33 protein-coding genes, 1 tRNA gene and 1 pseudogene are annotated in these 25,374 nt (G+C 53.0%); 13 read left to right on the plus strand and 22 right to left on the minus strand.

The features are described 5' to 3' along the window. Positions 1-324: 324 nt before the first annotated feature. Positions 325-996 carry a hypothetical protein gene (locus ABJM21_RS14980; protein ID WP_348300799.1) on the minus strand — a complete coding sequence of 224 codons (672 nt, stop codon included), beginning with the start codon at positions 994-996 and terminating at the stop codon, positions 325-327. Positions 997-1,144: 148 nt separating this feature from the next. Here ABJM21_RS14980 and ABJM21_RS14985 point away from each other — a divergent pair, with 148 nt between their 5' ends. Genes ABJM21_RS14985 through ABJM21_RS15000 form a run of 4 tightly spaced genes read left to right on the plus strand, consistent with a single transcriptional unit; the run spans position 1,145 to position 3,215 of the window. Next, entirely contained in the window at positions 1,145-1,711 is a 567-nt protein-coding gene (locus ABJM21_RS14985) for a DUF2975 domain-containing protein (protein ID WP_348300800.1), read from the plus strand. Continuing rightward, positions 1,711-2,247, plus strand: a complete 537-nt coding sequence (locus tag ABJM21_RS14990) for a DUF2975 domain-containing protein (protein WP_348300801.1) — start codon at positions 1,711-1,713, stop codon at positions 2,245-2,247. Before ABJM21_RS14985 ends, ABJM21_RS14990 begins: the two co-directional genes overlap by 1 nt. Then, the gene (locus ABJM21_RS14995) at positions 2,247-2,468 is read left to right on the plus strand and encodes a helix-turn-helix transcriptional regulator (protein WP_348300802.1); all 222 of its coding nucleotides are present in this window, start codon (positions 2,247-2,249) and stop codon (positions 2,466-2,468) included. Before ABJM21_RS14990 ends, ABJM21_RS14995 begins: the two co-directional genes overlap by 1 nt. Positions 2,469-2,501: 33 nt before the next feature. Beyond that, positions 2,502-3,215 carry a DUF4386 domain-containing protein gene (locus tag ABJM21_RS15000; protein WP_348300803.1) on the plus strand — a complete coding sequence of 238 codons (714 nt, stop codon included), beginning with the start codon at positions 2,502-2,504 and terminating at the stop codon, positions 3,213-3,215. A 3-nt stretch (positions 3,216-3,218) separates the two neighbouring features. On the opposite strand, the gene ABJM21_RS15005 is transcribed toward ABJM21_RS15000, so the two are convergent. Then, positions 3,219-3,836, minus strand: a complete 618-nt coding sequence (locus tag ABJM21_RS15005) for a TetR/AcrR family transcriptional regulator (RefSeq protein ID WP_348300804.1) — start codon at positions 3,834-3,836, stop codon at positions 3,219-3,221. Between the two features lie 50 nt (positions 3,837-3,886). On the opposite strand from ABJM21_RS15005, the gene ABJM21_RS15010 reads away from it, so the two are divergent. Both ABJM21_RS15010 and ABJM21_RS15015 read left to right on the plus strand, forming a co-directional pair. Beyond that, on the plus strand, positions 3,887-4,255 hold the full coding sequence (locus ABJM21_RS15010; RefSeq protein WP_348300805.1) for a hypothetical protein: 369 nt from the start codon (positions 3,887-3,889) through the stop codon (positions 4,253-4,255). Between the two features lie 13 nt (positions 4,256-4,268). After that, positions 4,269-5,711: a carotenoid oxygenase family protein gene (locus tag ABJM21_RS15015; protein WP_348300806.1), complete on the plus strand. Its 1,443-nt coding sequence runs from the start codon at positions 4,269-4,271 to the stop codon at positions 5,709-5,711. 3 nt (positions 5,712-5,714) lie between these two features. Here ABJM21_RS15015 and ABJM21_RS15020 read toward each other — a convergent pair whose 3' ends face one another. Continuing rightward, positions 5,715-6,149 carry a GFA family protein gene (locus ABJM21_RS15020; protein ID WP_348300807.1) on the minus strand — a complete coding sequence of 145 codons (435 nt, stop codon included), beginning with the start codon at positions 6,147-6,149 and terminating at the stop codon, positions 5,715-5,717. Positions 6,150-6,412: 263 nt separating this feature from the next. Between ABJM21_RS15020 and ABJM21_RS15025 the strand changes: the two genes are divergently transcribed. Next, on the plus strand, positions 6,413-7,129 hold the full coding sequence (locus ABJM21_RS15025; protein WP_348300808.1) for an SDR family oxidoreductase: 717 nt from the start codon (positions 6,413-6,415) through the stop codon (positions 7,127-7,129). Positions 7,130-7,139: 10 nt separating this feature from the next. Here the strand turns inward: ABJM21_RS15025 and ABJM21_RS15030 are convergent, their stop codons facing one another. The 4 genes from ABJM21_RS15030 to ABJM21_RS15045 form a co-directional block, all read right to left on the minus strand. Beyond that, the gene (locus ABJM21_RS15030) at positions 7,140-8,000 is read right to left on the minus strand and encodes a fatty acid desaturase (protein WP_348300809.1); all 861 of its coding nucleotides are present in this window, start codon (positions 7,998-8,000) and stop codon (positions 7,140-7,142) included. Next, positions 7,997-8,191 (minus strand): hypothetical protein, encoded by a 195-nt coding sequence (locus ABJM21_RS15035; protein ID WP_348300810.1) that lies wholly within the window; start codon positions 8,189-8,191, stop codon positions 7,997-7,999. Before ABJM21_RS15035 ends, ABJM21_RS15030 begins: the two co-directional genes overlap by 4 nt. A gap of 94 nt (positions 8,192-8,285) precedes the next feature. Further along, positions 8,286-10,694 carry an EAL domain-containing protein gene (locus ABJM21_RS15040; protein ID WP_348300811.1) on the minus strand — a complete coding sequence of 803 codons (2,409 nt, stop codon included), beginning with the start codon at positions 10,692-10,694 and terminating at the stop codon, positions 8,286-8,288. A 49-nt stretch (positions 10,695-10,743) separates the two neighbouring features. Then, positions 10,744-11,112, minus strand: coding sequence for a hypothetical protein (locus tag ABJM21_RS15045; protein ID WP_348300812.1), 369 nt, complete (start codon positions 11,110-11,112; stop codon positions 10,744-10,746). A gap of 185 nt (positions 11,113-11,297) precedes the next feature. On the opposite strand from ABJM21_RS15045, the gene ABJM21_RS15050 reads away from it, so the two are divergent. From ABJM21_RS15050 to ABJM21_RS15060, 3 genes are read left to right on the plus strand one after another with little or no spacing between them, the layout of a single operon-like run. Next, the gene (locus ABJM21_RS15050; RefSeq protein WP_348300813.1) at positions 11,298-11,837 is read left to right on the plus strand and encodes an acyloxyacyl hydrolase; all 540 of its coding nucleotides are present in this window, start codon (positions 11,298-11,300) and stop codon (positions 11,835-11,837) included. A 31-nt stretch (positions 11,838-11,868) separates the two neighbouring features. Continuing rightward, positions 11,869-12,366, plus strand: a complete 498-nt coding sequence (locus tag ABJM21_RS15055) for a MarR family transcriptional regulator (RefSeq protein WP_348300814.1) — start codon at positions 11,869-11,871, stop codon at positions 12,364-12,366. Then, positions 12,363-13,331 (plus strand): S41 family peptidase, encoded by a 969-nt coding sequence (locus tag ABJM21_RS15060; RefSeq protein WP_348300815.1) that lies wholly within the window; start codon positions 12,363-12,365, stop codon positions 13,329-13,331. The genes ABJM21_RS15055 and ABJM21_RS15060 overlap by 4 nt, the downstream gene beginning before the upstream one ends. A gap of 22 nt (positions 13,332-13,353) precedes the next feature. On the opposite strand, the gene rplL is transcribed toward ABJM21_RS15060, so the two are convergent. From rplL to ABJM21_RS15075, 3 genes are all read right to left on the minus strand, one after another. Continuing rightward, complete coding sequence (rplL, locus tag ABJM21_RS15065; protein WP_348300816.1) at positions 13,354-13,728, minus strand: 50S ribosomal protein L7/L12; 375 nt, start codon at positions 13,726-13,728, stop codon at positions 13,354-13,356. Positions 13,729-13,773: 45 nt separating this feature from the next. Continuing rightward, positions 13,774-14,286, minus strand: coding sequence for a 50S ribosomal protein L10 (rplJ, locus tag ABJM21_RS15070; protein ID WP_348300817.1), 513 nt, complete (start codon positions 14,284-14,286; stop codon positions 13,774-13,776). A gap of 385 nt (positions 14,287-14,671) precedes the next feature. Next, a complete protein-coding gene (locus ABJM21_RS15075; protein WP_348300818.1) occupies positions 14,672-15,064 on the minus strand; it encodes a GFA family protein in 393 nt (130 codons plus the stop codon). Between the two features lie 111 nt (positions 15,065-15,175). Here ABJM21_RS15075 and ABJM21_RS15080 point away from each other — a divergent pair, with 111 nt between their 5' ends. Next, a complete protein-coding gene (locus ABJM21_RS15080; protein ID WP_348300819.1) occupies positions 15,176-15,949 on the plus strand; it encodes a hypothetical protein in 774 nt (257 codons plus the stop codon). 93 nt (positions 15,950-16,042) lie between these two features. Here the strand turns inward: ABJM21_RS15080 and rplA are convergent, their stop codons facing one another. The 9 genes from rplA to ABJM21_RS15125 all read right to left on the minus strand — a co-directional run bounded on the left by rplA (position 16,043) and on the right by ABJM21_RS15125 (position 21,045). Continuing rightward, positions 16,043-16,744 carry a 50S ribosomal protein L1 gene (gene rplA / locus ABJM21_RS15085; RefSeq protein WP_348300820.1) on the minus strand — a complete coding sequence of 234 codons (702 nt, stop codon included), beginning with the start codon at positions 16,742-16,744 and terminating at the stop codon, positions 16,043-16,045. 3 nt (positions 16,745-16,747) lie between these two features. Continuing rightward, positions 16,748-17,179, minus strand: a complete 432-nt coding sequence (rplK, locus tag ABJM21_RS15090) for a 50S ribosomal protein L11 (RefSeq protein WP_348300821.1) — start codon at positions 17,177-17,179, stop codon at positions 16,748-16,750. Between the two features lie 179 nt (positions 17,180-17,358). Beyond that, positions 17,359-17,892 (minus strand): transcription termination/antitermination protein NusG, encoded by a 534-nt coding sequence (nusG, locus tag ABJM21_RS15095; protein ID WP_348300822.1) that lies wholly within the window; start codon positions 17,890-17,892, stop codon positions 17,359-17,361. Between the two features lie 36 nt (positions 17,893-17,928). Further along, on the minus strand, positions 17,929-18,132 hold the full coding sequence (gene secE, locus ABJM21_RS15100) for a preprotein translocase subunit SecE (protein WP_207986798.1): 204 nt from the start codon (positions 18,130-18,132) through the stop codon (positions 17,929-17,931). Positions 18,133-18,276: 144 nt separating this feature from the next. Then, positions 18,277-18,852: a DsbA family protein gene (locus ABJM21_RS15105; RefSeq protein WP_348300823.1), complete on the minus strand. Its 576-nt coding sequence runs from the start codon at positions 18,850-18,852 to the stop codon at positions 18,277-18,279. Further along, positions 18,846-19,553, minus strand: a complete 708-nt coding sequence (locus tag ABJM21_RS15110) for a DsbA family protein (RefSeq protein WP_348300824.1) — start codon at positions 19,551-19,553, stop codon at positions 18,846-18,848. Before ABJM21_RS15110 ends, ABJM21_RS15105 begins: the two co-directional genes overlap by 7 nt. Positions 19,554-19,592: 39 nt before the next feature. Continuing rightward, the gene (locus tag ABJM21_RS15115; RefSeq protein ID WP_348300825.1) at positions 19,593-20,471 is read right to left on the minus strand and encodes a phytanoyl-CoA dioxygenase family protein; all 879 of its coding nucleotides are present in this window, start codon (positions 20,469-20,471) and stop codon (positions 19,593-19,595) included. A 77-nt stretch (positions 20,472-20,548) separates the two neighbouring features. Continuing rightward, a complete protein-coding gene (locus tag ABJM21_RS15120; RefSeq protein ID WP_348300826.1) occupies positions 20,549-20,938 on the minus strand; it encodes a VOC family protein in 390 nt (129 codons plus the stop codon). 31 nt (positions 20,939-20,969) lie between these two features. Continuing rightward, positions 20,970-21,045, minus strand: a tRNA-Trp gene (locus ABJM21_RS15125). 255 nt (positions 21,046-21,300) lie between these two features. Between ABJM21_RS15125 and ABJM21_RS15130 the strand changes: the two genes are divergently transcribed. Together ABJM21_RS15130 and ABJM21_RS15135 are read left to right on the plus strand one after the other, a co-directional pair. Further along, a complete protein-coding gene (locus ABJM21_RS15130) occupies positions 21,301-21,672 on the plus strand; it encodes a PilZ domain-containing protein (protein WP_348300827.1) in 372 nt (123 codons plus the stop codon). A gap of 61 nt (positions 21,673-21,733) precedes the next feature. Beyond that, positions 21,734-22,297 (plus strand): cupin domain-containing protein, encoded by a 564-nt coding sequence (locus ABJM21_RS15135; RefSeq protein ID WP_348300828.1) that lies wholly within the window; start codon positions 21,734-21,736, stop codon positions 22,295-22,297. On the opposite strand, the gene ABJM21_RS15140 is transcribed toward ABJM21_RS15135, so the two are convergent. The 3 genes and pseudogenes from ABJM21_RS15140 to nhaA form a co-directional block, all read right to left on the minus strand. After that, a complete protein-coding gene (locus ABJM21_RS15140; protein ID WP_348300829.1) occupies positions 22,298-23,518 on the minus strand; it encodes an aromatic ring-hydroxylating dioxygenase subunit alpha in 1,221 nt (406 codons plus the stop codon). It abuts the gene before it with no gap. A 151-nt stretch (positions 23,519-23,669) separates the two neighbouring features. After that, positions 23,670-24,017 (minus strand): annotated as a pseudogene (locus tag ABJM21_RS15145) (YbaN family protein); the annotation flags it as partial. A gap of 69 nt (positions 24,018-24,086) precedes the next feature. Beyond that, positions 24,087-25,256, minus strand: a complete 1,170-nt coding sequence (nhaA, locus tag ABJM21_RS15150) for a Na+/H+ antiporter NhaA (RefSeq protein WP_348300830.1) — start codon at positions 25,254-25,256, stop codon at positions 24,087-24,089. Between the last annotated feature and the right edge of the window lie 118 nt (positions 25,257-25,374).

Here is a 25,374-nt window from a genome sequence, read left to right on the forward strand (position 1 = left end):
AAGATGCTTTCGTCGCCATGTATTTTTGCCTTCTCGCCATCACCGGATTTACGCCACTTATGAAGCGCTTAGCCGGTGGAAAACCAAATTATGTGGGGCGCTCCAGAACAAAAAGCCACGGCCTCTCAAACCCATATTTCCCGGGCGGAGAGTCGCAGCTTATAGCGTCCTGAAAACCGGTCAGACTTCATTTCTTTTGGCGCACCGCGCAACTGCACGCCCTGTCTCGAAATCTGTGGTGAGCCGCTCATATAGGGAGATGGTGGATATCGGTCAAGAGGCGGAAAGCGTTCTGATGGAGAGAATGGAGACGATAGCAAGCCATCACATTGGCTTGCCCTCATACCATTTGGTGGCCAACACGCGGACCACCCAAAACAACATGACAGCCAAGATGATTGGTTCCGGAGCGGACAACAAGCCCGTGTCGCGAATTGCCTTGGGAAAAGCAGTCGCTCCAGGGCCGGTGAACAAGGATCCGGCTGCGATGAAATAGGCAAAACACATGCGCCACAAATGTCGTGCGATGCGCTGTTTGCCGGAAATCCCCCGCCGAACAATCATCACCGCGTCCCCCAATGCAGTCAATAAGGCCAGCGCGCCGAAAAAATAGTGCGGGAAGGCCGGCAATCCGTCCTTCAACCCATCGGGGCTGTTTTGCGCTTCCATCCCGAACCACAGCCCGCTGGCGGCGACTCCCAATGTCATGGCCAGCGCGACATAGTGGAGCAGGTTGATATTTTCGTCATACTGCCGGGCTGCCATCCAGGATGTGGCAACAAGATAGATGGTGAAGACCGCGACCAAGACAGAAATCGCCATCGGAAGGACGAAGGCCAGATAGATTCCAGCGGCGGCCATGATCATCATGGTTATGAAAAAAACATTGCCGATGCCGCGATGCACCCGCGAACCCTTACGAACAAACAACGCGGCGGCACCAGCTAATACGGCGATCGTGCCCATAGTGATATGAAGGAACATGATAAATGTCATTGAAGATATCCTCGTTCAAAAGATTGGAACGAGGAGCCTAGTATATCCAAATTTATCGAAAAACAATAAACATCTTGACGTTTTTCGATAAATGTATATTGATAAACAACGAAACATATATCGCAATTCAATATTACTGGAGACTATCATGACAAATATCGCGGCCAAAGGGGAGGAAGACATCGTCCTAAAGTCAGCCCGCCTGCTACTCGGCTTTTTTCGCTTTGCGGTGATCTTCGCATCTGTAATCCTAGTTCTGTCATTGCCTGTCATGGCTATTTTCGGGCAGGAGATATTGGCAGAAGTTGGTCAGCAGTTTGTAGATGTGCCGCCGGCTGCCGTGCTTTGGGTATCCGCCGGCTTTGTATTCGTGATGCTGCTGATCATGTTGCTGAGCTATTTCACTATTGACCGGTTGCGCAAGATGCTGGCCTCGGTCCGTGAAGGAGATCCGTTTAACCGGACCAATGGCATGCGCCTGCGCGGCATGGGCATTGCCATCTTCGTGATTCAGATCCTGTCTGGCGTGCTTGGCGCACTTATCGGCGTGATCATCAGCTTGCTTGGCGAAGTGAAAGAAGGCGAGCAGATGGTCGTTTCGGGTGAATTTGGGCTCTCGCTTTCCGGCATATTGCTGGTGCTGCTGCTGATCGTTCTGGCCCGGGTCTTTGATCGCGGCGCAGATATGCGAGACGAATTGGAAGGTACGGTTTGATGGCCAAGATTTTGCGTGATCCCTTTCTTAGGTTCGGTGCCGTTATCGTTAAAACCGGCCAATACCTGTTTGCACTGGCCGCGGCGCTGGTCCTGCTTTTGGTTCCTTTGTCAGTGGTCTTTGGTGACAACGTGCTGCAGGCCGTCCACCAGCATTTTGCATTTGCAGATTCGTATTATCCTGTCGGTTCGGTGGTGACGCTATTGTTGTTCGTATCTGCGGTCCTCGCTTTGTGGTGGATGTTTTTCCGTTATCTCACCAATATTGTGGACACGGTGGTCGAAGGTGATCCCTTCATTGCCAGTAACGCAAGCCGGATTCAGCGCATGGCGTTTCTATTGCTTGCCATTCAGTTAATCTACATTCCCACCGCTGCCTTTGGCCTGATCGTTGAAACGGCGTTCAAAGGTCCGACATCAGAAGTGGACGTGTTCTGGGATTTTACCGGATTGCTGATGGTTATCACGCTCTTTGTATTCGCCCGCGTGTTTCGGCACGGAACCGACATGCGCAGCGACTTGCAGGGGACAATCTGATGGCAATCACTGTGAAACTTGACGATTTGCTCCACGACAACCGGATGACGTTGACCGAGCTGGCAGAGCGGGTGGAAATAACCATTGCCAATCTGTCGATCCTGAAAACCGGCAAAGCCAAGGCGATCCGATTCAGCACTCTGGAAGCCATCTGCCGAGAACTGAAATGTCAGCCTGGCGACATATTGCATTATGACGATGGTCAGAGCAACGGCAGTTGACATCAGTGTATTATTTAAGCAATACACTGTGATATGACTATTTCAACTGAACTTTCGCTGTCCGATCATCGTTCTCTGGCTCGCATTGTGGGCGGGTCGTTGCTCGCCACTATCCTGGTCGGGATGGGGGCAGCACTGACGGTTGCTGAAGGTATCGACATCAACCTGTCAGCGGATGTTGTCGCAACGGCGCAGAATATGCTGGACGCCGAAATACAATTGCGGGCTAAATCCTATATTGCGTTGGTGATGTTCGGCCTGGAGGCGATGGTCGGTGTCGGGCTATTTCTGCTCTTGCGACCAGCAGGGCAATTGCTGGCGGCTTGGAGTTTGATCGTCAGCATAGCCGCAGCTATTCTGGCTCTATTGGGTGCGGTCTTTAACATGAATGCGGCCGAGATAGCCGGGGATGTGGCCTATACACAGCTAGCCAGTGAATCGCAGCGAGTATTGCTGGCCGGTTTGCAAGCTACCTCTGACTATACATCCTTTCACCTCGCCCTGATTTTATCGAGCGCGTCCAAAGCGGGCTTTTTCTATCTCTTTCTGAAATCCGGTCTGATCCCGAAACTGATTGCCGGCTGGGGTCTGTTTGCTTCTTTATTTGTGTCCACGGCTATCACTATGCGCGACTTCATTCCGATCATCGGACATAGCGGCGTCACCGTCAGCTTCATGGCATCAAACCTTATCGCTTTGATCGCAACCGCGCTCTATCTTACCATCAAAGGCGTTCGTTCTGACTAGCGACTATTCCAGTCCAAAATCGGCAAGGGTTACTACTTTACGGATCATATCCGGGTCATATTCCACCTGACCGTCGAGGATCAACATCGCCAACCCATGGACTAATGACCAGGCATGCAGCGTAGCCGTCGCTCGGTGTTCCGGTGAGATATCTTCCGACATGGTCGCAGCGATACCGGCACGCAATTGATAGAATGCCTCGCCCATTTTGGTTGGGTTACCTACCGCGAGATCTACTTTACCAACCCGGTCATAGATAAGACGCACCAGCGCTGGATGCTCAACAGACCAGCGCACATAAGTTACGCCCATCTCTCCAAACCCCTCCCGGCCGCCGCCGACAGACTGCGCTGCCTGCGCCTGATGCGCGCCAAGCTGGTTCAGCGCCTCAAGGGCCAGTGCATCAAGCAATGCGTCCTTGTTGGGAAAGTGCCGGTAAAGGGCTGTGGCTGATACACCCAATTCGCGAGCAAGCGCACGAAGGCCCAGGTCTGGATGATTCTGCCCACCGAATTTTTCCATGCCCGCGGCAATAGCCGCAGCGCGCAAATCACCATGGTGATAGGCACCAGAATCCTTGGATGATTCTTTAATGTTGACACTGTTACCTTTAACGCTCATGTTAACAGCATAAACATTTGGAGTCGTTAAGCCAAGGGGAGTTTGCCTCCATGCTAATATTTGCCATCGTGACTGCCATCATCGCAGTCACCGTCGCCGCGGCCCATTTCATTCTTGGCGAACAGGCGGTGCTGAAACCGCTTTTTGCCGAACCGACCCAAGGGATATTGTCTGCTCCCACGATGCGCCATCTGACTTGGGCGATGTTTCAGCTTCATAGCCTGGTTTGGGGCAGTCTTGGTGTAGCGGTACTGCTGAACCGCCTACAGGGCGGCGGCGATCTGATCGGATATCTGGCAATCCTGATCTTTGCGATATCCGGCATCGGGAATTTCGCAGCCCTCCGGCGTCCGCATCCCGGCGGCATATTATTATTACTCGCAGCGGCGACAACCGCTGCCGACATTTGGTTTAACTGAAAAGGATTTCACTATGGCCTCTGTTATTGAAAACACCATTCGCGCTGCGGTGACCCCCGTCATGGGCGCGGTCGCCAATTTCAATCGCAAACGGATGAAAGCGCCAGAAGGTGGGCACCCTTATCTAACCGGCATTCACAGGCCGATGACGGAAGAAGTAACGCTCGCTAACCTGAAAGTGGATGGTGAAATCCCAGCACAGCTTGATGGCCGCTATCTGCGCATTGGTCCCAACCCCGTTACCGCACCTGATGAAGCCAGCTATCACTGGTTCGTCGGCGACGGGATGGCCCATGGTATCCGCATCACCAATGGCAAAGCCGAATGGTATCGCAACCGCTGGATACGTTCCAACGACGTGAGTGACGGACTTGGCGAAGAACGCAAGCCGGGTACGCGCAAGCCGCGCACCGATACCGCCAACACCAATATCGTCGAAATTGGCGGCCGAACCTTCGCCATTGTCGAAGCCGGCGGCTTTCCGGTCGAATTGACCGACGATCTTGAAACGGTTGCACACAACCCTTTTGACGGTACATTGCAGAACGCTTTTTCCGCACATCCCCATATGGATCCGAAAACCGGCGAGATGCACGCTATTTGCTATGATGCACCAGTGATGGACACCGTCTGGCATGTTGTCATCGGCAAGGACGGCAAGGTGAAGCGGGAAGAACCAATTACAGTGGCACAGGGCCCGTCCATCCATGACTGCCAGATTACGGAAAACCATGTGCTGGTCTTTGACCTGCCCGCGACATTCTCAATGAAGCGCATGCTGGCTGGCTATGCCTTTCCCTATGACTGGAACCCGGACCATAAAGCGCGCGTCGGCTTATGCCCCCGCGATGGATCGGGCGCCGACACGATCTGGTGCGATGTCGAGCCTTGCTATGTCTATCACCCGGCCAACGCGTTTGAGGCAGATGACGGCAAAGTCATTGTCGATGTGGTGGTCCATGAAAGCACTTATGCGCGCACAACTTTTGGCCCGGGCGGAGAATGGTCGCGGCTAGAACGCTGGACGGTTGATTCCGTTAGCAAAAAGGTAGACCGCAAAATCCTGAACGATCGCGCACAGGAATTCCCCCGCTATGACGAGCGCCTGTCGACCAGCGACTATCGCTATATTTACAGTATCGCTCTGGCCGGAGAACCGGATCAGCTCGACATGGCGGGCAATGAACTGTTCAAACATGATTTGAAAACCGGTGAAGCTGCCGTCCGCCATTTCGGCGACAATCGCCATCCTGGAGAATTTGTTTTTGTCCCGCGGTCGGCCGACAGCGCAGAAGATGACGGCTGGCTAATCGGCCTCGTGATCGACATGAATAACGAGACCACCGAGCTGCAAATCCTGAAAGCCAATGATTTCAACGGTGACCCGCAGGCAGTAATCCATGTCCCGCATCGCATCCCGCCGGGCTTTCATGGCAACTGGATTAGCGCGGCCTAGGCTTTAGTCTTTCTCGATTCTGGTGGAACCAAAGCCTTCAGAAAACTGCGGGGCCTCGTCGTTGATTTCCTCCCACGCCGCTTTGGATCCGACAAAGATGTGGGCGGCATAGCCGCGCTGGCCTGCATCGTTGTCCAGCAAGCCTGCCGGGACAAAGAACAGATTGCTTTTCTCACCATCCAGCGGGAGCGGACTGCCACATGTTTTGCAAAATACCGAGTGCCATCCATCCCCGTCCGGGACGAAGAATCTAGAAATCAGCTCCTCCCCCCGCTCCCAGGTAAAATTGTCGCGGGTGGCGTGGAAGACCGCATTGCCGCCTGTGCCCGACACTTTTCGGCATTTGGAACAATGGCATTGTCCAATCGGACCGGGCGGACCGCTGATCGAAAATGATATCCCGCCACAAAGGCAACTGCCCGTCAATTTATCGGTCATGATCTGATGTCAGTCCTGTCTTAAAACATGAGTACAAGTCATATCATATCGGATCGGCAATAAGAACCGGCCCTTTTATGCCCTCTGGTCAGGCCTCATCACCGCGGTGATCCTGTTCTCCTGCATTTTCGACATTCACGGTGCCGCCATTTATCTGGATCATGTGAGGGGCATAGGATTATTTTCAGCCTAGCAAAAACACCGATTGCTCGCTGACTGCTGGTAACCGACACTCAGGTTTAAACAGCGATCAGGAGATGGATATGAGAACGGCGATAGTCACAGGGGCATCAAGCGGCATCGGCGAAGCTACCGCTCGGAAACTGGTTGAGTCTGGCTATAACGTCATGCTGTCCGCCCGGCGGGCAGACCAGTTGGAAGCAATTGTCGAAGAATTGGGAGAGCAGGCGGCTTTCCTCGCAACAGATGTAAGCAACCGGGTAGATCAGGAAGCATTGGCGGCAGCGACGATTGATAGGTTCGGTCAGGTTGATGCACTGGTCTGCAATGCTGGCATAATGCCCGTGTCGCTGATCGAGAAAGGTGATGTCGAAGACTGGGACCGGATGATCGACGTTAATCTGCGCGGTGTGCTTTATGGCATAAACGCGGTGCTGCCGCAGATGGTCGAGCGCAAGGATGGACATATCATCATCATTTCTTCCATCGCGGCGCTAGAAACATTCCCCTCAAGCGCAGTCTATTCAGCAACCAAATCCGGAGTGCGGTCGATGAGCGATACCTTGCGCAAGGAAATGACCGCGCACGGTGTTCGGGTCACAACCATTTTTCCGGGTGGCGTAAAGACGGAGCTTGGCGCCAGTATCAAGGACCAATCGGTATTGGAAATGATGGGCGGTGTGTTCAACTTCGAGTTTCTCGATCCGGAAAACCTCGCCGATAGTGTCGCCTATGTGCTTGGTCAGCCGCCATCTGTCTGTGTCGGGGAATTGATGATCCGTCCGACCGGACAGGCTTGACACGGTGCGCCTAGATTTCGTTTAGCCGACAACCACGCTGATCCAAGATATCCCGCATCTCGCGATAGGCTCGCGGCGTGTCGGTCAGCGGAATATAGGGATGGAGATGGTGGACAATATGATATTGCATCCCCATCGACCCGATATTGCCCCATGCACTCTTGAACGCGCGGGTATCTTTGTAACGCCCGGTCTGATCGGCAGGATGATGTGGCGCCCAGCTTAAGAAAAACTGGATATAAGTCAGACCGATTTGCCGGGGCAACCACCACAAAAGAGCGGCCTCTTTGGCATAGCCGGACCATGCCAGTGCGATCAATAATCCGAAATGCGTAATCTGAAACAAAGCGCCATCAATCAGCGCATCCGGGCGGCCAATATCTCGCAGAACATCTCCATATTTGTTGAAACCGCCCGCGGCTCCCGGCTGGCGGTTTTGAATGGACTTCCAGATGGCATGCCACGGGCCGCGTGCTTTGCTGCTAATATCAGGATCAAGTTCCGGATCATTGGCATGGAGATGGTGCTGGATATGGGTGAGCTTCGCCACGCGATAGGGCAGAACCAGCGGAATGGTCGACACATGGCCAACCAATTCGTTCAGCCAGCGCCATTTGGTCCCCTTGCGCCCGATAATATCATGCTGCGCCTCATGCGACGGCAGATAGCAAAGCATCACGTTAAACGTCGCAATGATGAAACCCAGCCAAAGCGGCATAACGCCCAAAAAGACCAGCGGCCAAAGCGATAGCCAGACCAGTAAATTACCCAATCCCCACGCTACCGCTTCCCAAGGCAAGCGGTCTGCATATTTGCGGGCAATAGCCAGCTCCCGTTTGCGCAGGTCCTTTTCGGTCAGGGCGTCGCTCATATCCAGCGCCCCTTGATCTGTGCAAAAGCGCCCCATGCTCCGCCGATGATCAATCCCAATGTCAGTGGCGCAAGCCCCAGAGGAGCTTGCCAGTTCAGCATTTGCATGATCTGCCCCAGCAATGGCCCCAAAAATCCGATGCTGAAAATCAGCGGCATGAAATGGAGGATATTTTTCAGAACAAATTGCACGGCACCGTCCTTGTCAGGAACAAATATTACTGCAGCATCGCCCAACAATCAACTATTTACAATATTGTCAGTAGCTTGGCCGGTCGCGCTGGCTTCAGCCCGTCTTTCTTTGCCCAACCCTTCGGGGCGTTTTAAGGCGCTCTGGTTGCACATCTTGCTCACCAATTTCGGCCATTTGTGCATCCGTCTTGGGCGCGTCTTCAACCCGCCCTTCGACATTGACGGCCGGCACAGCTTTGCTGAACAAATAGCCCTGCACCTGCACGCAACCTTCTTCCTTAAGCTGGTTGAGTTGGTCACTGCGCTCAACACCTTCTGCGGTTGTTACCATACCGAGGCTGGTGGCCAGTCCCGTCACAGCGCGGATAATGGCACGGCAGTCTTCACGACTGTCCACTTCGTCGACAAAACAGCGGTCAATCTTGATCTTATCAAACGGGAAGCTGCGCAGATAGTTGAGCGAGCTATAGCCGGTGCCAAAATCATCTAGTGCAATGCGCACACCCAGTGATCGGATTTTGTGCAGCAGTTCCACATTGGACTGATTGTCATTCATCAGCACGGACTCGGTAATTTCCAGTTCCAGCCGGTGCGGGGCGACACCTGTCGCCGCCAGCGCGTTGATGATCGTCGGTACCAAGTTGGGACTGCGCATCTGCGTCGGTGAGAGGTTGACCGCTACGCTGAGATGATCTGGCCATTTGGCGACTTCGTGCAATGCCGACCGAACGACCCATTCGCCGAGCGGGACGATCAAACCAGTATCTTCTGCCACCGGAATGAAAACATCCGGCATAATCATACCTTTTTCGTTATGATGCCAGCGTAACAGAGCTTCATAGCCGATTGTCTCATTGGTATCGATATTGACGAGCGGCTGGTAATATAGCTCCAGTTCGTTGCGCTTCAGGGCGGCACGCAAGTCCATTTCGATATTGCGCCGGTCCTGGACCGCCTCATGCATGGACCGTTCAAACATTGACGCGCAGCCGCGGCCGTTTTCCTTGGCATGATAAAGGGCTATATCAGCATGCTTGATCAGCTCTTCCCCGTCATTGCCGCAATCCGGTGCCAGAGCTATACCGATGCTGACGCCGGTTGCGACCGGTTGCCCTTCGACCATTACGGGCTCAGAGAGCTTATCGATAATATTCGCCGCAACTTGCATGACATCCTCACGCGAATCAACATTGCGCAACGAGACCGCAAATTCATCACCACCCAGACGTGCCACGACATCTTCAATGCCGATATTATTTTCCAAGCGGTTGGCGACGGCTTTCAGCACCAGATCCCCCGCACCATGTCCCAATGTGTCGTTAATCGCCTTGAAGTGATCAAGGTCGAGATAGAGCACTGCCAGCTTCTGGTCATTCTTCATCCGAGCGATCGAACGCTGTAGCGATTGATTGAAAAGTGCGCGGTTAGGAAGATCAGTCAAACTGTCAAAATGGGCGAGATGCGCAACCCGCGCCTCAGCCTTCTTGGCGCTGGTAACATCAGCGGCCACGCCCCTTATGTGCTGGCTTTCGCCATCAGCGGTCTTGATCCGCCGACCGGATAATTTCCACCAACATTCTTCGCCATCAATTTTAATCGGTACATGAATATCACGAAACGCGTTACCCGAACCCAGAGATTGGGCGAGCTGATTACGCTCGGTTGAATCTTGGAACAGATCGACCAGCGGCAAATTGCGCAAGTCCCGTATTTCCATGTCCACTGCCGTCGCGAAACGTGCTGAAGGGTTGACGATCAAATGGTCACCATCGACTTCCCACAACCAATCGGAACTTTGCTCGGCATAGTCATGCAGCAACAATCGAACGGTCTCCGCCGCATCCTTTTGTTTGGCAGCATGCAGATGGCGCTGAACAAAGTTGAAGAAGAACATCCGGTAAATATAGTCGATGCAAAGTGCAAAAAAGACCAACAATATGGCGGTACTTATCCCGCCAAGACCGTCAGCAGCGATGAATGCCCCTGCATAGCAAAGCGTTGTGATGGACAGGTTATAGGTTTGCGCACGCGGCACGCTGCCAAAAACAAACCCACCGACAACCAGTCCACCCATTGCCAGTATTGCTATATCAAGACTGTATGGAACTTGTCCAAACGCCACCGGAATAGCCAACACACAGGAAAAGCCAATGCTGCTGATTATGCTCTCGACGCGAATGTCTTTCAGGATGGATTCATAATTGGCAGTATCAATATCAAGATTGGCTTGCCGAAGAAAGTTACGAACGCTCAAAAAAGCAGCGATAGTCACGTAGAAAAAGGCAGTCGCAACAAAAGTTGCATCTGCGTGGGTGAACAACAGCACGAGGGCATAGATGGTCAGCGGCAGAGCAATTAATGCCCCTAGTCGCGATATCTGTCCGAAAGATTTGAGCTGTTCGCGCGCGACAAGTTCGGTGGTTTCATGATCAGCATTGATCTTGAAATTCCACACTTTCTTCTGCATCTCCAGCAAACGCTGCAGTGTAATCGTCTCTCCCATATGCACGCCCTGCTTTACTCTAATTTACAAGTATTGAGCGCAACCTAGATCACGAGAGTTTGGATAAAGTTAACGAGGACAAAGGTATGTTTTTCAAATGGCTTATCCCACATTTTCGGAAGCTGAATGTTTGAATCACCGCTATGAACTGGGCGGCGGCATCCACCACCCGCTTGGCGGCAGCTTCCAGATTGGCGTGAAAGTCTCCGGAGCTATCACCATTGGCATTGTCAGTCGTCGCTTTGATACCCGCCCATGGAATATTCAGCAATTTTGCCATCCGCGCCAAAGCCGCCGTTTCCATGTCGACGAGATCCGCCTTTAACGTATCGCGCAAATAGGTTGAACGATCCGGGCATTTTACGAACATATCTGCGGTTGCAATGCGGGCCTTGGGCAGCGTCAATGTGTCCGGCATGGGGTGCGAGGAAAAAGGGTGCCCAATCGGACGCCCGCAGTCGCCGAGCCGTTAAGGTCTGTCAATCCATCTGGCCCAATAAGAGACTTGGTCGCAGCCTGGCTTCCCTAAACACAGAAGCGATCCTATAGCGTCGTCTATCAGACCGGAATCGGGCGGTCAGGCGGCGACGGGAGGCCGCATCTATGAAAAGTTTTACTATATTGGTTTTGACGGCCCTTGCCTGTTTCGCATCAGCGCATCCGGCCGCCGCTCAGGAAATATTTGTCGGTGTCGCTGCCCATGAAGTCGATACCCCCCTGTCCTTCAAAATAGATGAGGAAGGCGTCGATTTCCAGGCCGGTTATCGGGGCAAACGGATCGAAGCCCTGTCAATAATCGGCGCGCCATCGCCTTATATTTTCGCATCGATCAACAGCGCCGGTGATACCAGCTTGGTGGCGGCGGGTTTAAGTTGGAAAATCGGAGACAAATTTTATCTGCGGCCCGGCATCGGCCTTGCTATTCATGATGGACCATCATTGCGTTTTGCATCTGATGGCACCCAAACCCAATTGGGATCGCGCATCCTGTTTGAACCGGAACTGGCTGTCGGTGTGCAGCTCTCTGAGCGTATCGATCTGGAAGCCAGCTGGGTTCATGTCAGCCATGCACAGATATTCAACGGCAATCAAAATCCGGGCCTCGACATTATCGGCGCGCGTTTGGTGATTAAACTACCTTGACATCTCAAAATATATGTAACAACTTACATATATGAAAAATGACTATCTACGCGATTCTGGAATAAAGACGCTCGGTACGCGCATCAGGCGGCTGTTTGAAAGGCTTAACGGCAATGTGACCGAGCTTTATCGCCGCGAGCTGGACTTTGAACAACGCTGGTTCGCTCTTGGTATGCTGCTCGCCGAGCATGGCCCGATGAACAGCCGAGATGCGACAAAGATGCTCGGTCAAAGCCATGTCGCGATGGTTCAGGTCGTGCGTGCAATGGAAAAGGCCGGTTTGTTGGAGCGCAAGGCCGATACAAGCGATGCGCGCAGCAAGATATTGCACCTGACTACCGCAGGTTCCGAAAAGCTGGAACAAGTTTTGGCTATATCGCGGGTCGTGGATCAGGCCGCTGAGGCATTGCTGCGGGAAGCCGCTCCCGATTTTCTGGAACAACTTGATGCGCTCGATGACGCGCTAGACCGGCTGAGCCTCGCGGAGCGTATTGAAGCGACATTTGCCGAGGGAGGTCAGAGCAAATGATTTCAGCATTATTATTGTCAGTGCAGCCGGTACCAGCCGACTGCTCCGACGAGCATGCAGCCATCACCGAAATGGCCGCAGCGATTGATCAAAAATATGTCCTTGCCGATATTGCAACGCAGTCGGCAGCCACTGTTACGAGCAAACTGAATCAAGGGGTATTTTACCAACACTGCGACGATAGCGAAGCCTTTGCAAAGCACATGACGAAACAATTGCGCGCCATCCTGAACGATGACCATGTTTTCGTCGAATATGCTCCGAATTCCTCTGAGGCAGGAGAAGATGACTGGCTGGAAGAGTGGAGAGATGGCGCGCCAGCCAGAGGCTTTGGCGTAAAGCAAGTGGAGCGGATCAAGGGCAATATTTCCTATCTTCACCTCACCGATTTTTTCGAATTTTCAACCGCTGAGAAAGCGATGACGGCTGCTTTTGAGCTGGTCAGTAGCAGCGATGGCCTGATACTCGATCTACGTCATAATCCGGGCGGATCTCCGGAAACGGAATGGCCGGTACAATGGACTTTCATGGCGCCGGGCTCAGCAATCCCGCTGCACCGCGAAACCCGCCATGGCAAAAAACCGGATCTGAAGGAACCGTCGCTGCAATGGCCGCGATACGGAACCGAACGACCGCTCGCCATCATTGTCGACAAAAGTACATTTTCCGCACCGGAAGCTGTCGCCTATTCGCTGCAGGCACAAGGCCGGGCGGTTGTCTTTGGTTCTCCAAGCGGCGGTGGAGCCCATATGCTGGGAGAAGCTGTGCCCCTAACCGGTGGCTGGCACATCGTCATTCCGGAAACGAGACCTTATAGTCCGCATACCAGTGACAATTGGGAGGGGACCGGTGTGATTCCCGATATCGAGACATCAAAAGAAGGCGCCGTCGAGGCCGCGCAAAAATGGATTGCGAGCGAACTTGAATCAAAAAGGGCGGCTTCCAAACCGGAAACCGCCCCTTAATCTTGTCAATAAACCGAAAGGCTTATTTCAATTCAACGGTACCACCAGCTGCTTCGATCTTCGCTTTGATCTCTTCAGCTTCAGCTTTGTTGACGCCTTCTTTAACTGCTTTAGGCGCGCCTTCGACGAGAGCTTTCGCGTCGGTCAGGCCAAGGGCGGTAATCGCACGAACTTCTTTAATCACCTGGATTTTCTTGCCGCCGTCGCCGGTCAGAATGACGTCAAATTCGTCTTTCTCTTCAGCAGCCGCTTCGCCGCCACCAGCAGCTGGGCCAGCAACTGCAACAGCAGCTGCAGCAGATACGCCCCACTCTTCTTCAAGAGCTTTGGACAGTTCAGCCGCCTCCATAACGGTAAGTTTCGATAGTTCTTCAACCAATTTAGCAATATCAGCCATGTTATTTACGCTCCAAATTTTCTAATCTATTTTGAGTAAGTTTATTTATTCACCCGTAGCGGCATAAGCGCCCACTACACGTGCAAGGGCTCCAGCTGGTTCCTTGACCACCCGTGCGATTTTCGTTTGTGGTGCAACAAGCAATCCAACAATCGTTCCGCGCAGTTCATCAAGAGATGGCATGGAGGCCAGGGATTTAACGCCCGCTTCGTCAAGAAGGGTATCGCCCATCGCGCCGCCAACAATCTCCAGGAGATCATTAGACTTTGCAAATTCCACTGCGATTTTCGCAGCAGCCACCGGATCATCCGATGTGGCAAGTGCGACCGGTCCAGACAGCATATCTGCTATCGGGGCATAGTCGGTTCCTTCCAGAGCCAGCTTGGCAAGGCGGTTTTTAGAGACTTTGAAACTCGCACCGGCTTCCCGCATCTTTCCGCGTAGCTCAGTAGACTGAGATACGGTGAGACCCAGATTGCGTGTTACCACGACAACCCCAGCCTCTTTGAAAGTCGCGTTTAGCGCAGCAACGGCTTCGGTCTTTTGACCACGATCCATATTTTGCTCCTTCACGTGGATTGCGTTTTTGAGGCGCAATCCGCTTTCTTCAATACCGTCATTCAGGCGCGAGCAAGAACGACGAGCGAAAGGAATGATCGAAACCATTCCTGTATAATCCGAAGGGGGGTTTTGGTTGCCTTGTCGCGAAAGAAACGCTGACTGCAAACCCGTGAGTTGCCTCACGAAAAAACTGATCCCCGTCTAGGCTGGAAATTAAGAGAGGCATATTCCCCTCACCGGCTGTCTCGGACGGAAATTGTGGTTCGTTTGACGGAACCGCAATTTGTGACAGTGCCAATAGCGGGAACAACCCGGATGTCAAGAGCTTTGGGGAGCCTTCGTGTTGAGGATCTACCTAAATTAAAGGGCCTCGGGAGAGGAGTTACTGGTCCTTCTGCAAAACGCCATCTTCAATTTTATAATAGTCACCTTTGTCAGCCACGAAAATATGGCTCCACAAGCTCGTGTCCGTGGCTCCGTCAAATAGCCCCATCGCCACGGCAATCTTGTCATGATGAATCGGATCCCAAAATAGCGTTGATCCGCAGGTGCCACAAAATCCGCGTCGGACTTTTTCAGAGGACGGGTACCAGCGGACATTATCTTCACCCTCGACCGTTAAAGCACTCTCCGGTACATCTGTACTGGCAAAATAATGCCCTGTTTGCTTGCGGCATTGCGAACAGTGACAGGCGTCGGGTTGCGGCAAATCGCCAGCGATAGATATTTGCACCGCACCACAGAGGCAAGAGCCTTTATGTGTCGTATCTTGCATGTCTTCCCCTTTATTTTGATCCCGGTGTAACCGGATATGGTTTCATTCCGAAAGGCTATCTGTCCCCCAACTCTAATGGTGCGTGTAATTGCACCCAGAAAGATAGCTTACATGAATTATAACAAAATACTTCGCAACTCTGTCGCGCTCATCGGTTTGGCTGGCTGCATGGTTTTTTCGTTTCAAGCCCACGCCCAAACTGAAAATGACAGAGATGAAGGATTTTATCTGTCTGCATCCGCAGCAGCAGAATTTTTGAATGATAGTGATTTTGTCGGCACCCAAAACCCGGCCGCCGGTGTTCCTGGCATCGCCGGCGCACCTGCCGATGTGAACGTAGAATATGATACCGGCTTCGCCTTAAGAGGCGCGGTTGGCTATCAGTTTAAGAGCGGGCTGATCCCGTTTCTGAAACCGCGCGTGGAAGTGGAAGTCAGCTATGCAGAAGCAGATGTGGATGGCGGCGCTTTTAACGGCGGCAATCAGACATTTGGCGGCAGCGTCAACCGTTTCACAGCAACGGCCGCGCTCTATAATGACATTGTCTGGTCATCCAATCAGAAGGTCATTCCCTATTTCGGTAGCGGCATTGGTATCGGCGTGGTTGATGCGGATATCAACTATTTCCCTAGTAATGGCGTTGCGACTGCGCCGACTTTTGAAGTGGATGGAAACCCAACTGGTTTGGTCACTTTCAATGCCATCGGCGCAACTGTGAAAGCCAGCAAGCGCTTCGATATCTTCGCGGAAGGACGTTATACCAAAGTCTATCGCCGCGACTTTACGCGTAGCTTTGTTGGCGGTGGTGGTAATGATTTTAACGCCAATCTGCGTGATGACACAGAGTCGTTCGGTGTCGGTCTTGGTGTACGGGCTAAATTCTAAACTTACGGCCTCCCCAAGGGAGAGCCGACAAATAAAAAAGGCCGGGATCGCTCCCGGCCTTTTCTCTATCTCAATATCGATCAAATGATCGGCTTATGCGCCTTCAATCTCGCCGAGGTCGATTTTCAGGCCAGGGCCCATGGTCGAACTCAGACCGATTTTCTTGACATATTTGCCTTTCGCACCGGTTGGCTTGGCTTTGACAACCGCGCCGACCAGAGCATCGAAATTCTTGCGCAGATCTGCTTCCTTGAAGCTCGTCTTGCCGATACCATTATGGATGATACCCGCTTTTTCAACGCGATATTCGATCTGGCCGCCCTTGGCGTCCTTGACCGCTTGCGCGACATTCGGGGTTACCGTGCCGAGTTTCGGGTTAGGCATCAGACCTTTAGGACCAAGAACCTTACCGAGACGGCCAACAACGCCCATCATGTCCGGGGTTGCGATGACACGGTCGAAGTTCAGATCGCCGCCTTGCATGGCTTCCATCAAATCTTCTGCGCCGACAACGTCCGCGCCTGCTTCTTTCGCTTCGTCTGCTTTAGCATCCTTGGCGAACACAGCAACGCGGCTGTCTTTACCGGTGCCAGCTGGAAGGGAAATCACACCGCGAACCATCTGGTCGGCATGGCGTGGATCAACACCAAGGTTGATCGCAATGTCGAGCGTTTCATCAAATTTTGACTTGGAAGCGAGGGCTTTCAGCGCCTTGATCGCCTCGTCAATGCCATAGAGCTTTTCGCGATCCACAGCTTCGTTGGAAGCTTTTGCGCGTTTGGTGAGTTTAGCCATGTCTTATCCCTCCACCACGTCAATGCCCATCGAACGAGCACTGCCCGCGATGATCTTTACAGCTTGGTCAACGTCATTGGCGTTGAGGTCAGCCATTTTTAGCTCAGCAATTTCTTTCAGCTGCGATGTTTTGATCGTGCCGCCAGAAACTTTGCCAGGTTCGCTGGAACCTTTTTTTAGCTTGGCAATCTTCTTGATGAAGAAGCTGGCTGGTGGTGATTTGGTTTCAAAGGTGAAGCTGCGATCCGCATAAACCGTAATCTTGGTTGGTATCGGTGCGCCTTTTTCCATCTTGTCTGTAGCCGCGTTAAACGCCTTACAGAATTCCATGATGTTAACGCCGCGCTGACCCAGTGCAGGGCCGATTGGCGGGGATGGATTTGCAATACCGGCAGGTACTTGCAAATTGATGTAGCCATCAATTTTCTTAGCCATTTGGCTGTCCTTTCATTCTATCGGGCTCCGCATGATTGCTTTGCCCTCAAATTAAGCGGTCAAACAGATGATCCGAAAATCATCCTCCCGCGTTGGTGTCCTGGCGGCAAAGCCGCCGGGGGTAATCCAGTGGCTCAAAGCCGCTGGGGTTTATCCGGTGGCGCAAACCACCAAATCTCTTATTTCGCGACTTCAACCTGCTCGAAATCAAGCTCGACAGGGGTCGCGCGGCCAAAGATCGATACGGATACTTTGACACGGTTTTTCTCGAAATCCAGTTCTTCGACAATACCGTTGAAGCTGGCGAAGGGGCCGTCCAAAACCTTAATTTGGTCGCCAATTTCGTAGTTGACCGTAATCCGCTGTTTCGGCGCGTTGGCGGCTTCCTCTTTGGTGTTGAGGATGCGCGCTGCTTCGGCTTCGCTAATTGCTTGCGGTTTTGTCGTGCCCAAGAAGCCAGTTACTTTCGGCTGATCTTTGACCAAGTGATAAACATCATCGGTCATCTGCAGCTTGGCAAGCACATAGCCGGGGAAGAATTTCCGCTCCGACTGCACTTTCTTACCGCGACGTACTTCGGTCACGGTTTCGGTTGGAACTTCGATTTCTTCAACCAGCGGGGTCAGGCCCAGGCGTTTGGCATCCGCCTCAATGGCTTCTTTGACCTTATGCTCAAAGCCTGAATAAGCGTGAATGATATACCAGCGTGCCATGTAAATAACCTAATCTAAATTGCGTTTCGCGAGGGTTTAGCCGCCCTTTGCGAGATTAAGGAGCCAACCAACGACACCATTGAAAACCGAATCGATAGCGAGGAAAAACAGCGCCAAAATCGTCGTCATGATCAGCACCATGATCGCGGTGCGGACCGTGTCGGGCCATGTCGGCCAGACAACCTTGCTGTTTTCGGCGCGGACTTGCCGCATAAATTCGCCGGGATTGACTTTCGCCATGGTTCGATTCCTAAAGTTATTTCCCCAAACCCGGCATAAACTCCGGGTGTCAGTCTATCGACTGGGATCGGATATATGCATGATTTAGGAAAGAACCAGCCCTTTAGCTCGTGATTCCCGATTCCGCAAGACAAGAGTGGGATATTACTGGCGTGATTCCGCCACGATAAGAGACTTTATCCACGGCAGATGTTCCCGACCGACAAAGAGTTGGTCCTGAATAATATAGGATGGCGATTCAAAAATTCCTGATTCGCTTGCCTTATCTCGGACTAAAGCCAGTTTCTCGAGCGCTGATCCAAGGTCTGGAATGTCGATGCCCGCCGACTGGAGCAAGCCCACAACCACCGCTTCATTATCCAAATCCACCTGCTCTATCCAATAGGCAGCAAAAGCTGCGCGCATAAACGGAACAGGGTCTCCTTCCATTCCGGCTATGGCCGCCAATGCTAGATCAGAACCAGCAGGTGTTTTCGAAAACAGCATTTCCCGCCCTTGCACTGCTGAATAGTGCAAATAGGTGTCTCGCTGAGCAATCGCACGAACCCGGCGATGGCGTTCCCCAACGGTTTCATCCGCTTGTTCTTCAGGCACTGACAAAGGCCGCACTGAAAAAGGGAGCCAGTCGATATGGACGCCGGTTTCGCGCGCCAGATCCAATGTTGGCTCGAACGCCAGATAGGAAGCGGGCGATTTAAAATCGAGATAGATGGTTAGCATGGCCCCACTCCCACATTATCCGCCTCAATGGCATCAATCTCATAGGCGATATCGGGCGCCGGCCCTTCTCGCCCCTGCAAATGCCACCGAACATAAGGCAGATGCTCGCGGCCAAACAAGATGGTGCCGTCCAACACATAAGTCGGAACGCCGTAAATACCGCAAGGATGGAGCTGAGACTGAAGCGCATCATGCCGGGCGCGGCCTTTCCCTTGCTCAAATGCAGCAAAGCCGTTCGAATCGATTCCGGCTTTCTTGAGACAAGCCTCGACCACGGCTACATCTTCAATATCCAGCTCGCGCCGCCAAAAGGGTGGATAGACTGCTTCGAAATAATCGCCCAGCCGTTCGCGGTCTGTCTGCATGGCCCATAGAATTCCTATATTGGGAATCGATGAGTCCCAGATTTTCTCTGTACCCTTGAGCATTAACCCCTGACGCTCGACATAGCGGCGGGCATCGCGGTATGCATATTTGACCCAGCTCCACTGGCTCGTGCTGCGGGTGCTTTCGACGACCTTGCCTTTGCTTTTGCGCGCCGATCCCAAATAGCTAGGGATATCCAACGTTAACGGCCGCCAGTCAAAACGCATCCCGAGCGACTTCTCCAGTGCCAGCGTTGGCCGAATCGCGGCAAAGGCATAGGGACTCTTGATGTCGACATAGACGATCAGCGGCGCGTCACTCTCCAAGGCCTTCACACAGTATCTCCCTGGGTCATGAATAGATGAGAAAACAGTTTAACTGGCCAAAGCCCGGCCCGGGTGCATACCATCGACATAGCCCATGAAAGGCTCGTGAATGGAATAGCCAAGCAACTCTTGCGCGCGTTTCGGCAAGGCGGCCGCTTTCTCGGGTGGCACCGCGAGCAACATGGTTTCCAATGGCCGCATCCAGCCCGGACAATATTGCGGCGTCACGATTAGCCGCGAGCTGTCCGAGCGGTTGGCACCGCCGCGATGCCACAAATTGCCCTTGGCGATCATCAAGGAGCCCGCTGGCATGACGGCCTTGATCGCCTCTGGATGCGCGCCGGGATCGCCATCGCCATCAAGCAAGGATTTGTTGGAAAAATGGGAAGATTCATTCGCGCCTTCTGGTTTCACCGGTCCCCATTTATGGCTTCCGGGAATAACTTCGGTTGCGCCATTTTCTTCCGTCATCGGATCAATAGTCCAGAATGTGCTGACACCAAGCGCCTTGCGCGGCATTTTCTGACGGCAATGGTCATCGTCCATATGCCAAGGTTGTACAGTCTCGCCTGGATGCAGGTTGATCGCAAGACAGGCGGATAGCAGGCAGGTTGCACCCAATTCCCGCTCAGCAAAAGCCAGTTGCAAGGGGTGAGTGATCAGGTCGGCAAATACTGGGTCCTTGCCCAGCATCGCATAGATGCGATTGGACTGGACGCCTTCAAACACATTGCGCCCCCGAATATCGGCTTCGATAAACGGTTCAAGCGCCGCGCTCTGTTCTGCGATTTGATCGGCAGGCATGATTCCGGGGAAAATCACATAGCCATCGGTTTCATATTGTTCCCAGCATTGCTCGAAACTTCTACCACCCAAATAGGGTTCCAAAGCGTCCTGATCGGTCGCTGCGATTTGCTGTTCGGTCATGAGTTGATTATGGCAGAAAACAGCGGTTCAGGCAATTTTCTGTGGTGACGCTACGGCATTGCTACGAGGGGGCTTTACTAGTGCCGCTCGATCAAGTCCCATTTATTGCCGAAGGGGTCACGAAAGACGACCACCTTCCCGTAGCTTTCGACTCGGGGCTCCTCGATAATGTCGACGCCCGCACGCTCCATTAGCGCCAGATCGCCCTCAAAATCATAGGTTTCGAGGAATAGGAACACGCGGCCACCGGCTTGCTCACCGATAACCTCTTCCTGCGCTTCATTACTGGCCTTAGCCAATAACAGCCGCGTTTCGGTGCTGCCAGGAGGCGCCACCAATACCCAGCGTTTATCCTCGGAAAGCTCTGTATCTTCAATAAGATCGAAACCCAATAGGCCAACATAAAAGCCAATCGCCTGATCATAATCAGGGACCACCAGTGAAATAGCGGAAATAAATTGAGTCATATGTTCAGACTGCCATATTTTGGAGAAAAAGTGGCAGGGGCGCACGGGATCGAACCGTGGGCCTTCGGTTTTGGAGACCGACGCTCTACCATCTGAGCTACACCCCTACATATGCTGATCAGCTTTAGTCTGAATCAACCAATGGCCGCGCATTAGCGCTATGTGCGGCTGAGGGCAAGCGTCATTCTGCGGCCGCCGCAAACAACGGGTCTACGCCCCGTCAGCATCGCAAACATAGTTAATTTTTTTAGAATCCTGTTTACCTCGCGAAAGAAGAGGTGGTTTACTTGGTCGTGGGAAAAGCAGTTCATCGGTGCACACCCAAGCATTGATACGCCGTCGTCACTACGAAGGAGGTTCCTATGACATATTTACAAACCCAGAATTCAAAAACTGCACCCACTGTAGCGCCCTATACATTCGCAGCGGAGGAAGATCGCTGCGCGCCACGGCACAAGGTTGCCATACCGGCAAAAATGCGCTTTTCCGGTTCGAGCAGCTTTGCAACAGAAGTTGCGAATATATCAATGGCCGGCTTTGCTTGCGATGCGTTGCTGCAAGCCCATCCCGGCACAAGATGCTGGCTGACCCTGCCCGGTCTCGCACCATTGGAAGCAGAAGTGATCCACCGTAGTAATATTGGGCTAGGCTGCGCATTTAAAGACATGCTCAACCCCGCCGTGCTGGACCGCTATATTGCCAGCTATCCAGCCCGCGTACCGATTCCGGTCTAACCCGTTCCCCCGGCGCGCCTGTGGTGCTATATCCTCTCTCCAAACTGGTCCGGAGAATGATATGGCAGATGCCTCCCCCACGAAAACAGGCACCAAAGCAGGCGTAAAACCCGAGCCGCTGAAAGTCCTGCGTATCTTCCGCAAAGAAGATGCGCAGGACTTTGGCGATGCGGGGCATATGTCTTATGTCGATGAAGCGCCGGTCATCCTTGATGGTTTGACCAAAATGGGTGAAGCCGGTGTAGCCGATGGCTATAAAGGCACTTGTCTGTTCAGCGGCTTCGGCTTCTCGCTCCATCATTTCTGGTTCAAGCCCGGATATCCGCTGCCGCTACACAGCCATGATAGCGATTGCCTCTATTATATCATTGCTGGAGACATCCGCATGGGTACCGAAGAAATGGGCCCGGGTGACGGATTCTTCCTGCCCGCCGAGACCCCTTATACCTATACAATTGGTGAGAAGGGCGTTGAAATTCTCGAATTTCGGACCGCCGAGGATTTTAACATCCAGTTTAAAGGCAAGACCGAATCCTATTGGGAACAGATGCTGGAGAAGCTGCGGAACGAGCGGCCCAAATGGCAGGAAGCCCTGCCGCCTAGCCGCGATTTCCGAAACGCTTAGCTATTCGGCCGCCTGCAACTGTGGAGCAAATATAGCATCTAACTCAGCATCATCGGCTTCGATGAGCTTATCGACCCATTGATGGAAAGCCTGCCCGCCACCTTCGTTGCGGCCAAACCAGACTTTGTCGAGCATGCCAGATTGCAGCGATTCATGCTGGCGTTTCCCGGTTTTATAATCTTCATCCGCCACAACGGTTTCCAGAAAAGCAAACTGTTCATGCGCGCCTTGCCGCACGGCATCGTCCGCAGGCTCATGCTCCATCACATAAAATTGCGTGGTAAAACTGTCACCAACGCCGGTGCCCGGGAAAAGTTGGGATATCATCGCCCCGCGACCGCCACCGCCGTAAAAACTGGCGATCGAGATATGCGGGAAGATGGTCCACACGCCCTGTAGCAACGCGTCGATCGGCCAATCTTTTTCATCAGTCTCGGTCAGATCAATTTGTTCATCGCTGCCCGTCTTCTGAATGAATTTTGATGGCGAGGAGAGGCGTTGATGCGGACCCCATGCAAAATAATTGGCTCGGTTGAAGAAATCAGCACCGAATGTATCCTTATGCAGCACCGGCAAATGATAGAAATCCAGATAGCCGTCATAGGCGGTCTTCCAGTTCGGGCCGGGAATCGTTCTTTGATCAAACAAATGCCAGGTTTTGAATCCGAAATGCTCCAGCAGTTCGTCATAGCCGCATAGATAAGAGGCAATATCGAGGGTACTTTCCGGATCGAGCGTCGCCCAGATCAGACCAGCGCGCTCAAGGGTCGGGAATTTCTTCAGACAGAATGCCGCCTTGTCGACCGTGCCAAAATCCTTGGGCGAGGCCACGGCGAGCAATTCGCCGTCATTTTTGAATGTCCAGCCATGATAGCCGCAGGTAAAGCGGGATGCCTTGCCGCTGCCTTGCGCCACTGGATTGCCGCGATGGGTACAACTGTTGAGAAACGCCTGCGCGGTACCGTCTTTCTGCCGGGTCACCAAAACCGGTATACCGGCAATTTCCATTGCCTTGTAGCAGCCGGGTTCGGGCAACTCGCAAGACGGCGCTACCATCAGCGGCAGGCGTTTGAAAATACGTTCTTTTTCCTGCTCAAACCGGTCTTCATCGGTATAGTCGGAAGCGGGCACAGCCACCACATCATCGACCAGTTCCATCGTGTCGGCCTCGCCATGCGCGACCAACGAACGAGTCATTTCCAATAATTTCTGCCGTGACATAATGCTCTCCTCCTGGCGATCCGCATCGCATGCGAGGCCCGTCGCCTATTTGCCGATCTTTTATCATCATCCGGCACAGGAAAAACTATTCTTTATGCGGAGACTCTTTTTCGGCCACTGCATCTGAGGCAATTTCTGGCGCAGGATCAGGCTCGTTGCGGGTCCATATCCACGTACCGCAAATTAATGCAGCAGCGACCGGAATAAGATTCCAGGGCATTTTCAAGAAGATAAGCGCGATCGCGATACTGACTGCAAAAGCTGCAATCGCGGCTCGCTTCCCGCGCTTGGTAATCGCCCGCCTGTCACGCCAGTTACGAATATGTGCCCCAAAGACATGATGATCGAGAAGCCAGGCCTCTAGCCGCGGACTGCTGCGCGCAAAACAAAAGGCCGCAAGGATGACAAAGGGCACGGTTGGCAGCAGCGGCAGGATGATGCCAATGCTGCCCAAGGCCAATGCGGTAAAACCCGCCGCAAGATAAAGATGCCGTGTCATCAGAAGGCGGTATCATATAAGCCGCCCTGTGGGGCAATCTAATTCAACCAATTGCTATCCATTGGAACGTCATCGCGCAGGCCGAGCAAAGCGCAGGACCAGGAACCCCAGAACGCCGGACACTAGAGACCCACTGATCACGCCCAGTTTCACCGTTTCAATCTGCGCCGGATCGACAAAAGCAAGGTTGCCGATAAACAGGCTCATCGTAAACCCGATACCGGTGAGGCAAGCAAGACCGTAAAGCTGTAACCAGGATACACCCATGGGGCGCTGCACCAAACCAATTTTCGCAGCGATAAACATGAAGCCGAACACGCCAACTTGTTTGCCGATCACCAGGCCAGCCGCAATGCCAAGCGCCAGCGGTGCAAACAAGTCACTAAGCTGAAGCCCCGCCAGCGAGACACCAGCATTGGCAAAGGCAAAAATAGGCAACACCATGAAGGCCGTCCACGGGTGCAATATATGCTCCAGATGCTTCAGCGGCGACGTCCCGTCTTTTGCATTAAGCGGGATCGAAAGCGCAGCGATCACGCCGGCCAGTGTCGCATGGACGCCGGATTTCAAAACACATATCCAAAGGAATGTGCCGACCAGTACATAGGGGGCAATCCGCGTAACACCCAGCCGGTTCATCAAGATCAGGACAACAATGCCGACCGCAGACAGCATCAGCGAGAAACTCGATACATCCGCCGTATAGAATAGCGCTATGATTATGATCGCGCCGATATCATCAATAATCGCAATGGCGAGCAGCAGCACTTTCATAGAGAGCGGCGCATGTTTGCCGAGGAGCGCCAGAACGCCAAGGGCAAAGGCAATGTCGGTGGCCGCTGGAATCGCCCAGCCATTTATATTGGCTGCAATGTTCCAGTTAAAATAGAGAAACACGGCCGCCGGAACAGCCATGCCGCCAACCGCTGCAATCGCAGGCAAAGCGGCCTTGTTGATACTGGATAACTGGCCTTCCAGTATCTCCCGTTTGACTTCTAGGCCGACCAGAAAGAAGAAAATCGCCATAAGGCCATCGTTGATCCACAAAGATAGCGGCTTGGCAATTTCCAATGCGCCAAATTGCGCCACGACTGGGATATTCAAAAAGGCCAGATAATAGGGACTGAACGCGCTATTGACCGCAATCATCGCGAGCAGGGCCGCAACAAATAACACGATGCCGGCGCTGGTTTCGCGAGCAACAAATTCCATCAGCGCCGTGCGCATTTTTCCGGCCATAGCTATGCTTTCGTAAGGGATATCATGAGGGGGGAGAGGCTTTTCTAATCATAACGGATGAAAACCCGGTGACAAAAAAATGGGGCAGCAGCGGAAAGAGGGAAAGCTGCTACCCCAG

Source organism: Parasphingorhabdus sp. (assembly GCF_039977335.1).
Classification (GTDB): domain Bacteria; phylum Pseudomonadota; class Alphaproteobacteria; order Sphingomonadales; family Sphingomonadaceae; genus Parasphingorhabdus.

What these genes read in the sequence shown, in the direction of transcription:
- rplA (WP_348300820.1), bottom strand. Translation starts at nt 16,744, where the DNA reads ATGGCTAAACTCACCAAACGCGCAAAAGCTTCCAACGAAGCTGTGGAT.
- ABJM21_RS15080 (WP_348300819.1), top strand. Translation starts at nt 15,176, where the DNA reads ATGAATTATAACAAAATACTTCGCAACTCTGTCGCGCTCATCGGTTTG.
- ABJM21_RS15115 (WP_348300825.1), bottom strand. Translation starts at nt 20,471, where the DNA reads ATGACCGAACAGCAAATCGCAGCGACCGATCAGGACGCTTTGGAACCC.
- ABJM21_RS15130 (WP_348300827.1), top strand. Translation starts at nt 21,301, where the DNA reads ATGACATATTTACAAACCCAGAATTCAAAAACTGCACCCACTGTAGCG.
- ABJM21_RS15120 (WP_348300826.1), bottom strand. Translation starts at nt 20,938, where the DNA reads ATGACTCAATTTATTTCCGCTATTTCACTGGTGGTCCCTGATTATGAT.
- ABJM21_RS15055 (WP_348300814.1), top strand. Translation starts at nt 11,869, where the DNA reads ATGAAAAATGACTATCTACGCGATTCTGGAATAAAGACGCTCGGTACG.
- ABJM21_RS15005 (WP_348300804.1), bottom strand. Translation starts at nt 3,836, where the DNA reads ATGAGCGTTAAAGGTAACAGTGTCAACATTAAAGAATCATCCAAGGAT.
- ABJM21_RS15060 (WP_348300815.1), top strand. Translation starts at nt 12,363, where the DNA reads ATGATTTCAGCATTATTATTGTCAGTGCAGCCGGTACCAGCCGACTGC.
- rplK (WP_348300821.1), bottom strand. Translation starts at nt 17,179, where the DNA reads ATGGCTAAGAAAATTGATGGCTACATCAATTTGCAAGTACCTGCCGGT.
- ABJM21_RS15135 (WP_348300828.1), top strand. Translation starts at nt 21,734, where the DNA reads ATGGCAGATGCCTCCCCCACGAAAACAGGCACCAAAGCAGGCGTAAAA.
- ABJM21_RS15105 (WP_348300823.1), bottom strand. Translation starts at nt 18,852, where the DNA reads ATGCTAACCATCTATCTCGATTTTAAATCGCCCGCTTCCTATCTGGCG.
- ABJM21_RS15045 (WP_348300812.1), bottom strand. Translation starts at nt 11,112, where the DNA reads ATGCCGGACACATTGACGCTGCCCAAGGCCCGCATTGCAACCGCAGAT.
- ABJM21_RS15000 (WP_348300803.1), top strand. Translation starts at nt 2,502, where the DNA reads ATGACTATTTCAACTGAACTTTCGCTGTCCGATCATCGTTCTCTGGCT.
- ABJM21_RS15020 (WP_348300807.1), bottom strand. Translation starts at nt 6,149, where the DNA reads ATGACCGATAAATTGACGGGCAGTTGCCTTTGTGGCGGGATATCATTT.
- ABJM21_RS15010 (WP_348300805.1), top strand. Translation starts at nt 3,887, where the DNA reads ATGCTAATATTTGCCATCGTGACTGCCATCATCGCAGTCACCGTCGCC.
- ABJM21_RS15025 (WP_348300808.1), top strand. Translation starts at nt 6,413, where the DNA reads ATGAGAACGGCGATAGTCACAGGGGCATCAAGCGGCATCGGCGAAGCT.
- ABJM21_RS14995 (WP_348300802.1), top strand. Translation starts at nt 2,247, where the DNA reads ATGGCAATCACTGTGAAACTTGACGATTTGCTCCACGACAACCGGATG.
- secE (WP_207986798.1), bottom strand. Translation starts at nt 18,132, where the DNA reads ATGGCGAAAGTCAATCCCGGCGAATTTATGCGGCAAGTCCGCGCCGAA.
- ABJM21_RS15040 (WP_348300811.1), bottom strand. Translation starts at nt 10,694, where the DNA reads ATGGGAGAGACGATTACACTGCAGCGTTTGCTGGAGATGCAGAAGAAA.
- ABJM21_RS15050 (WP_348300813.1), top strand. Translation starts at nt 11,298, where the DNA reads ATGAAAAGTTTTACTATATTGGTTTTGACGGCCCTTGCCTGTTTCGCA.
- ABJM21_RS14980 (WP_348300799.1), bottom strand. Translation starts at nt 996, where the DNA reads ATGACATTTATCATGTTCCTTCATATCACTATGGGCACGATCGCCGTA.
- rplL (WP_348300816.1), bottom strand. Translation starts at nt 13,728, where the DNA reads ATGGCTGATATTGCTAAATTGGTTGAAGAACTATCGAAACTTACCGTT.
- ABJM21_RS14990 (WP_348300801.1), top strand. Translation starts at nt 1,711, where the DNA reads ATGGCCAAGATTTTGCGTGATCCCTTTCTTAGGTTCGGTGCCGTTATC.
- nusG (WP_348300822.1), bottom strand. Translation starts at nt 17,892, where the DNA reads ATGGCACGCTGGTATATCATTCACGCTTATTCAGGCTTTGAGCATAAG.
- ABJM21_RS15015 (WP_348300806.1), top strand. Translation starts at nt 4,269, where the DNA reads ATGGCCTCTGTTATTGAAAACACCATTCGCGCTGCGGTGACCCCCGTC.
- rplJ (WP_348300817.1), bottom strand. Translation starts at nt 14,286, where the DNA reads ATGGATCGTGGTCAAAAGACCGAAGCCGTTGCTGCGCTAAACGCGACT.
- ABJM21_RS14985 (WP_348300800.1), top strand. Translation starts at nt 1,145, where the DNA reads ATGACAAATATCGCGGCCAAAGGGGAGGAAGACATCGTCCTAAAGTCA.
- ABJM21_RS15030 (WP_348300809.1), bottom strand. Translation starts at nt 8,000, where the DNA reads ATGAGCGACGCCCTGACCGAAAAGGACCTGCGCAAACGGGAGCTGGCT.
- ABJM21_RS15140 (WP_348300829.1), bottom strand. Translation starts at nt 23,518, where the DNA reads ATGTCACGGCAGAAATTATTGGAAATGACTCGTTCGTTGGTCGCGCAT.
- nhaA (WP_348300830.1), bottom strand. Translation starts at nt 25,256, where the DNA reads ATGGCCGGAAAAATGCGCACGGCGCTGATGGAATTTGTTGCTCGCGAA.
- ABJM21_RS15075 (WP_348300818.1), bottom strand. Translation starts at nt 15,064, where the DNA reads ATGCAAGATACGACACATAAAGGCTCTTGCCTCTGTGGTGCGGTGCAA.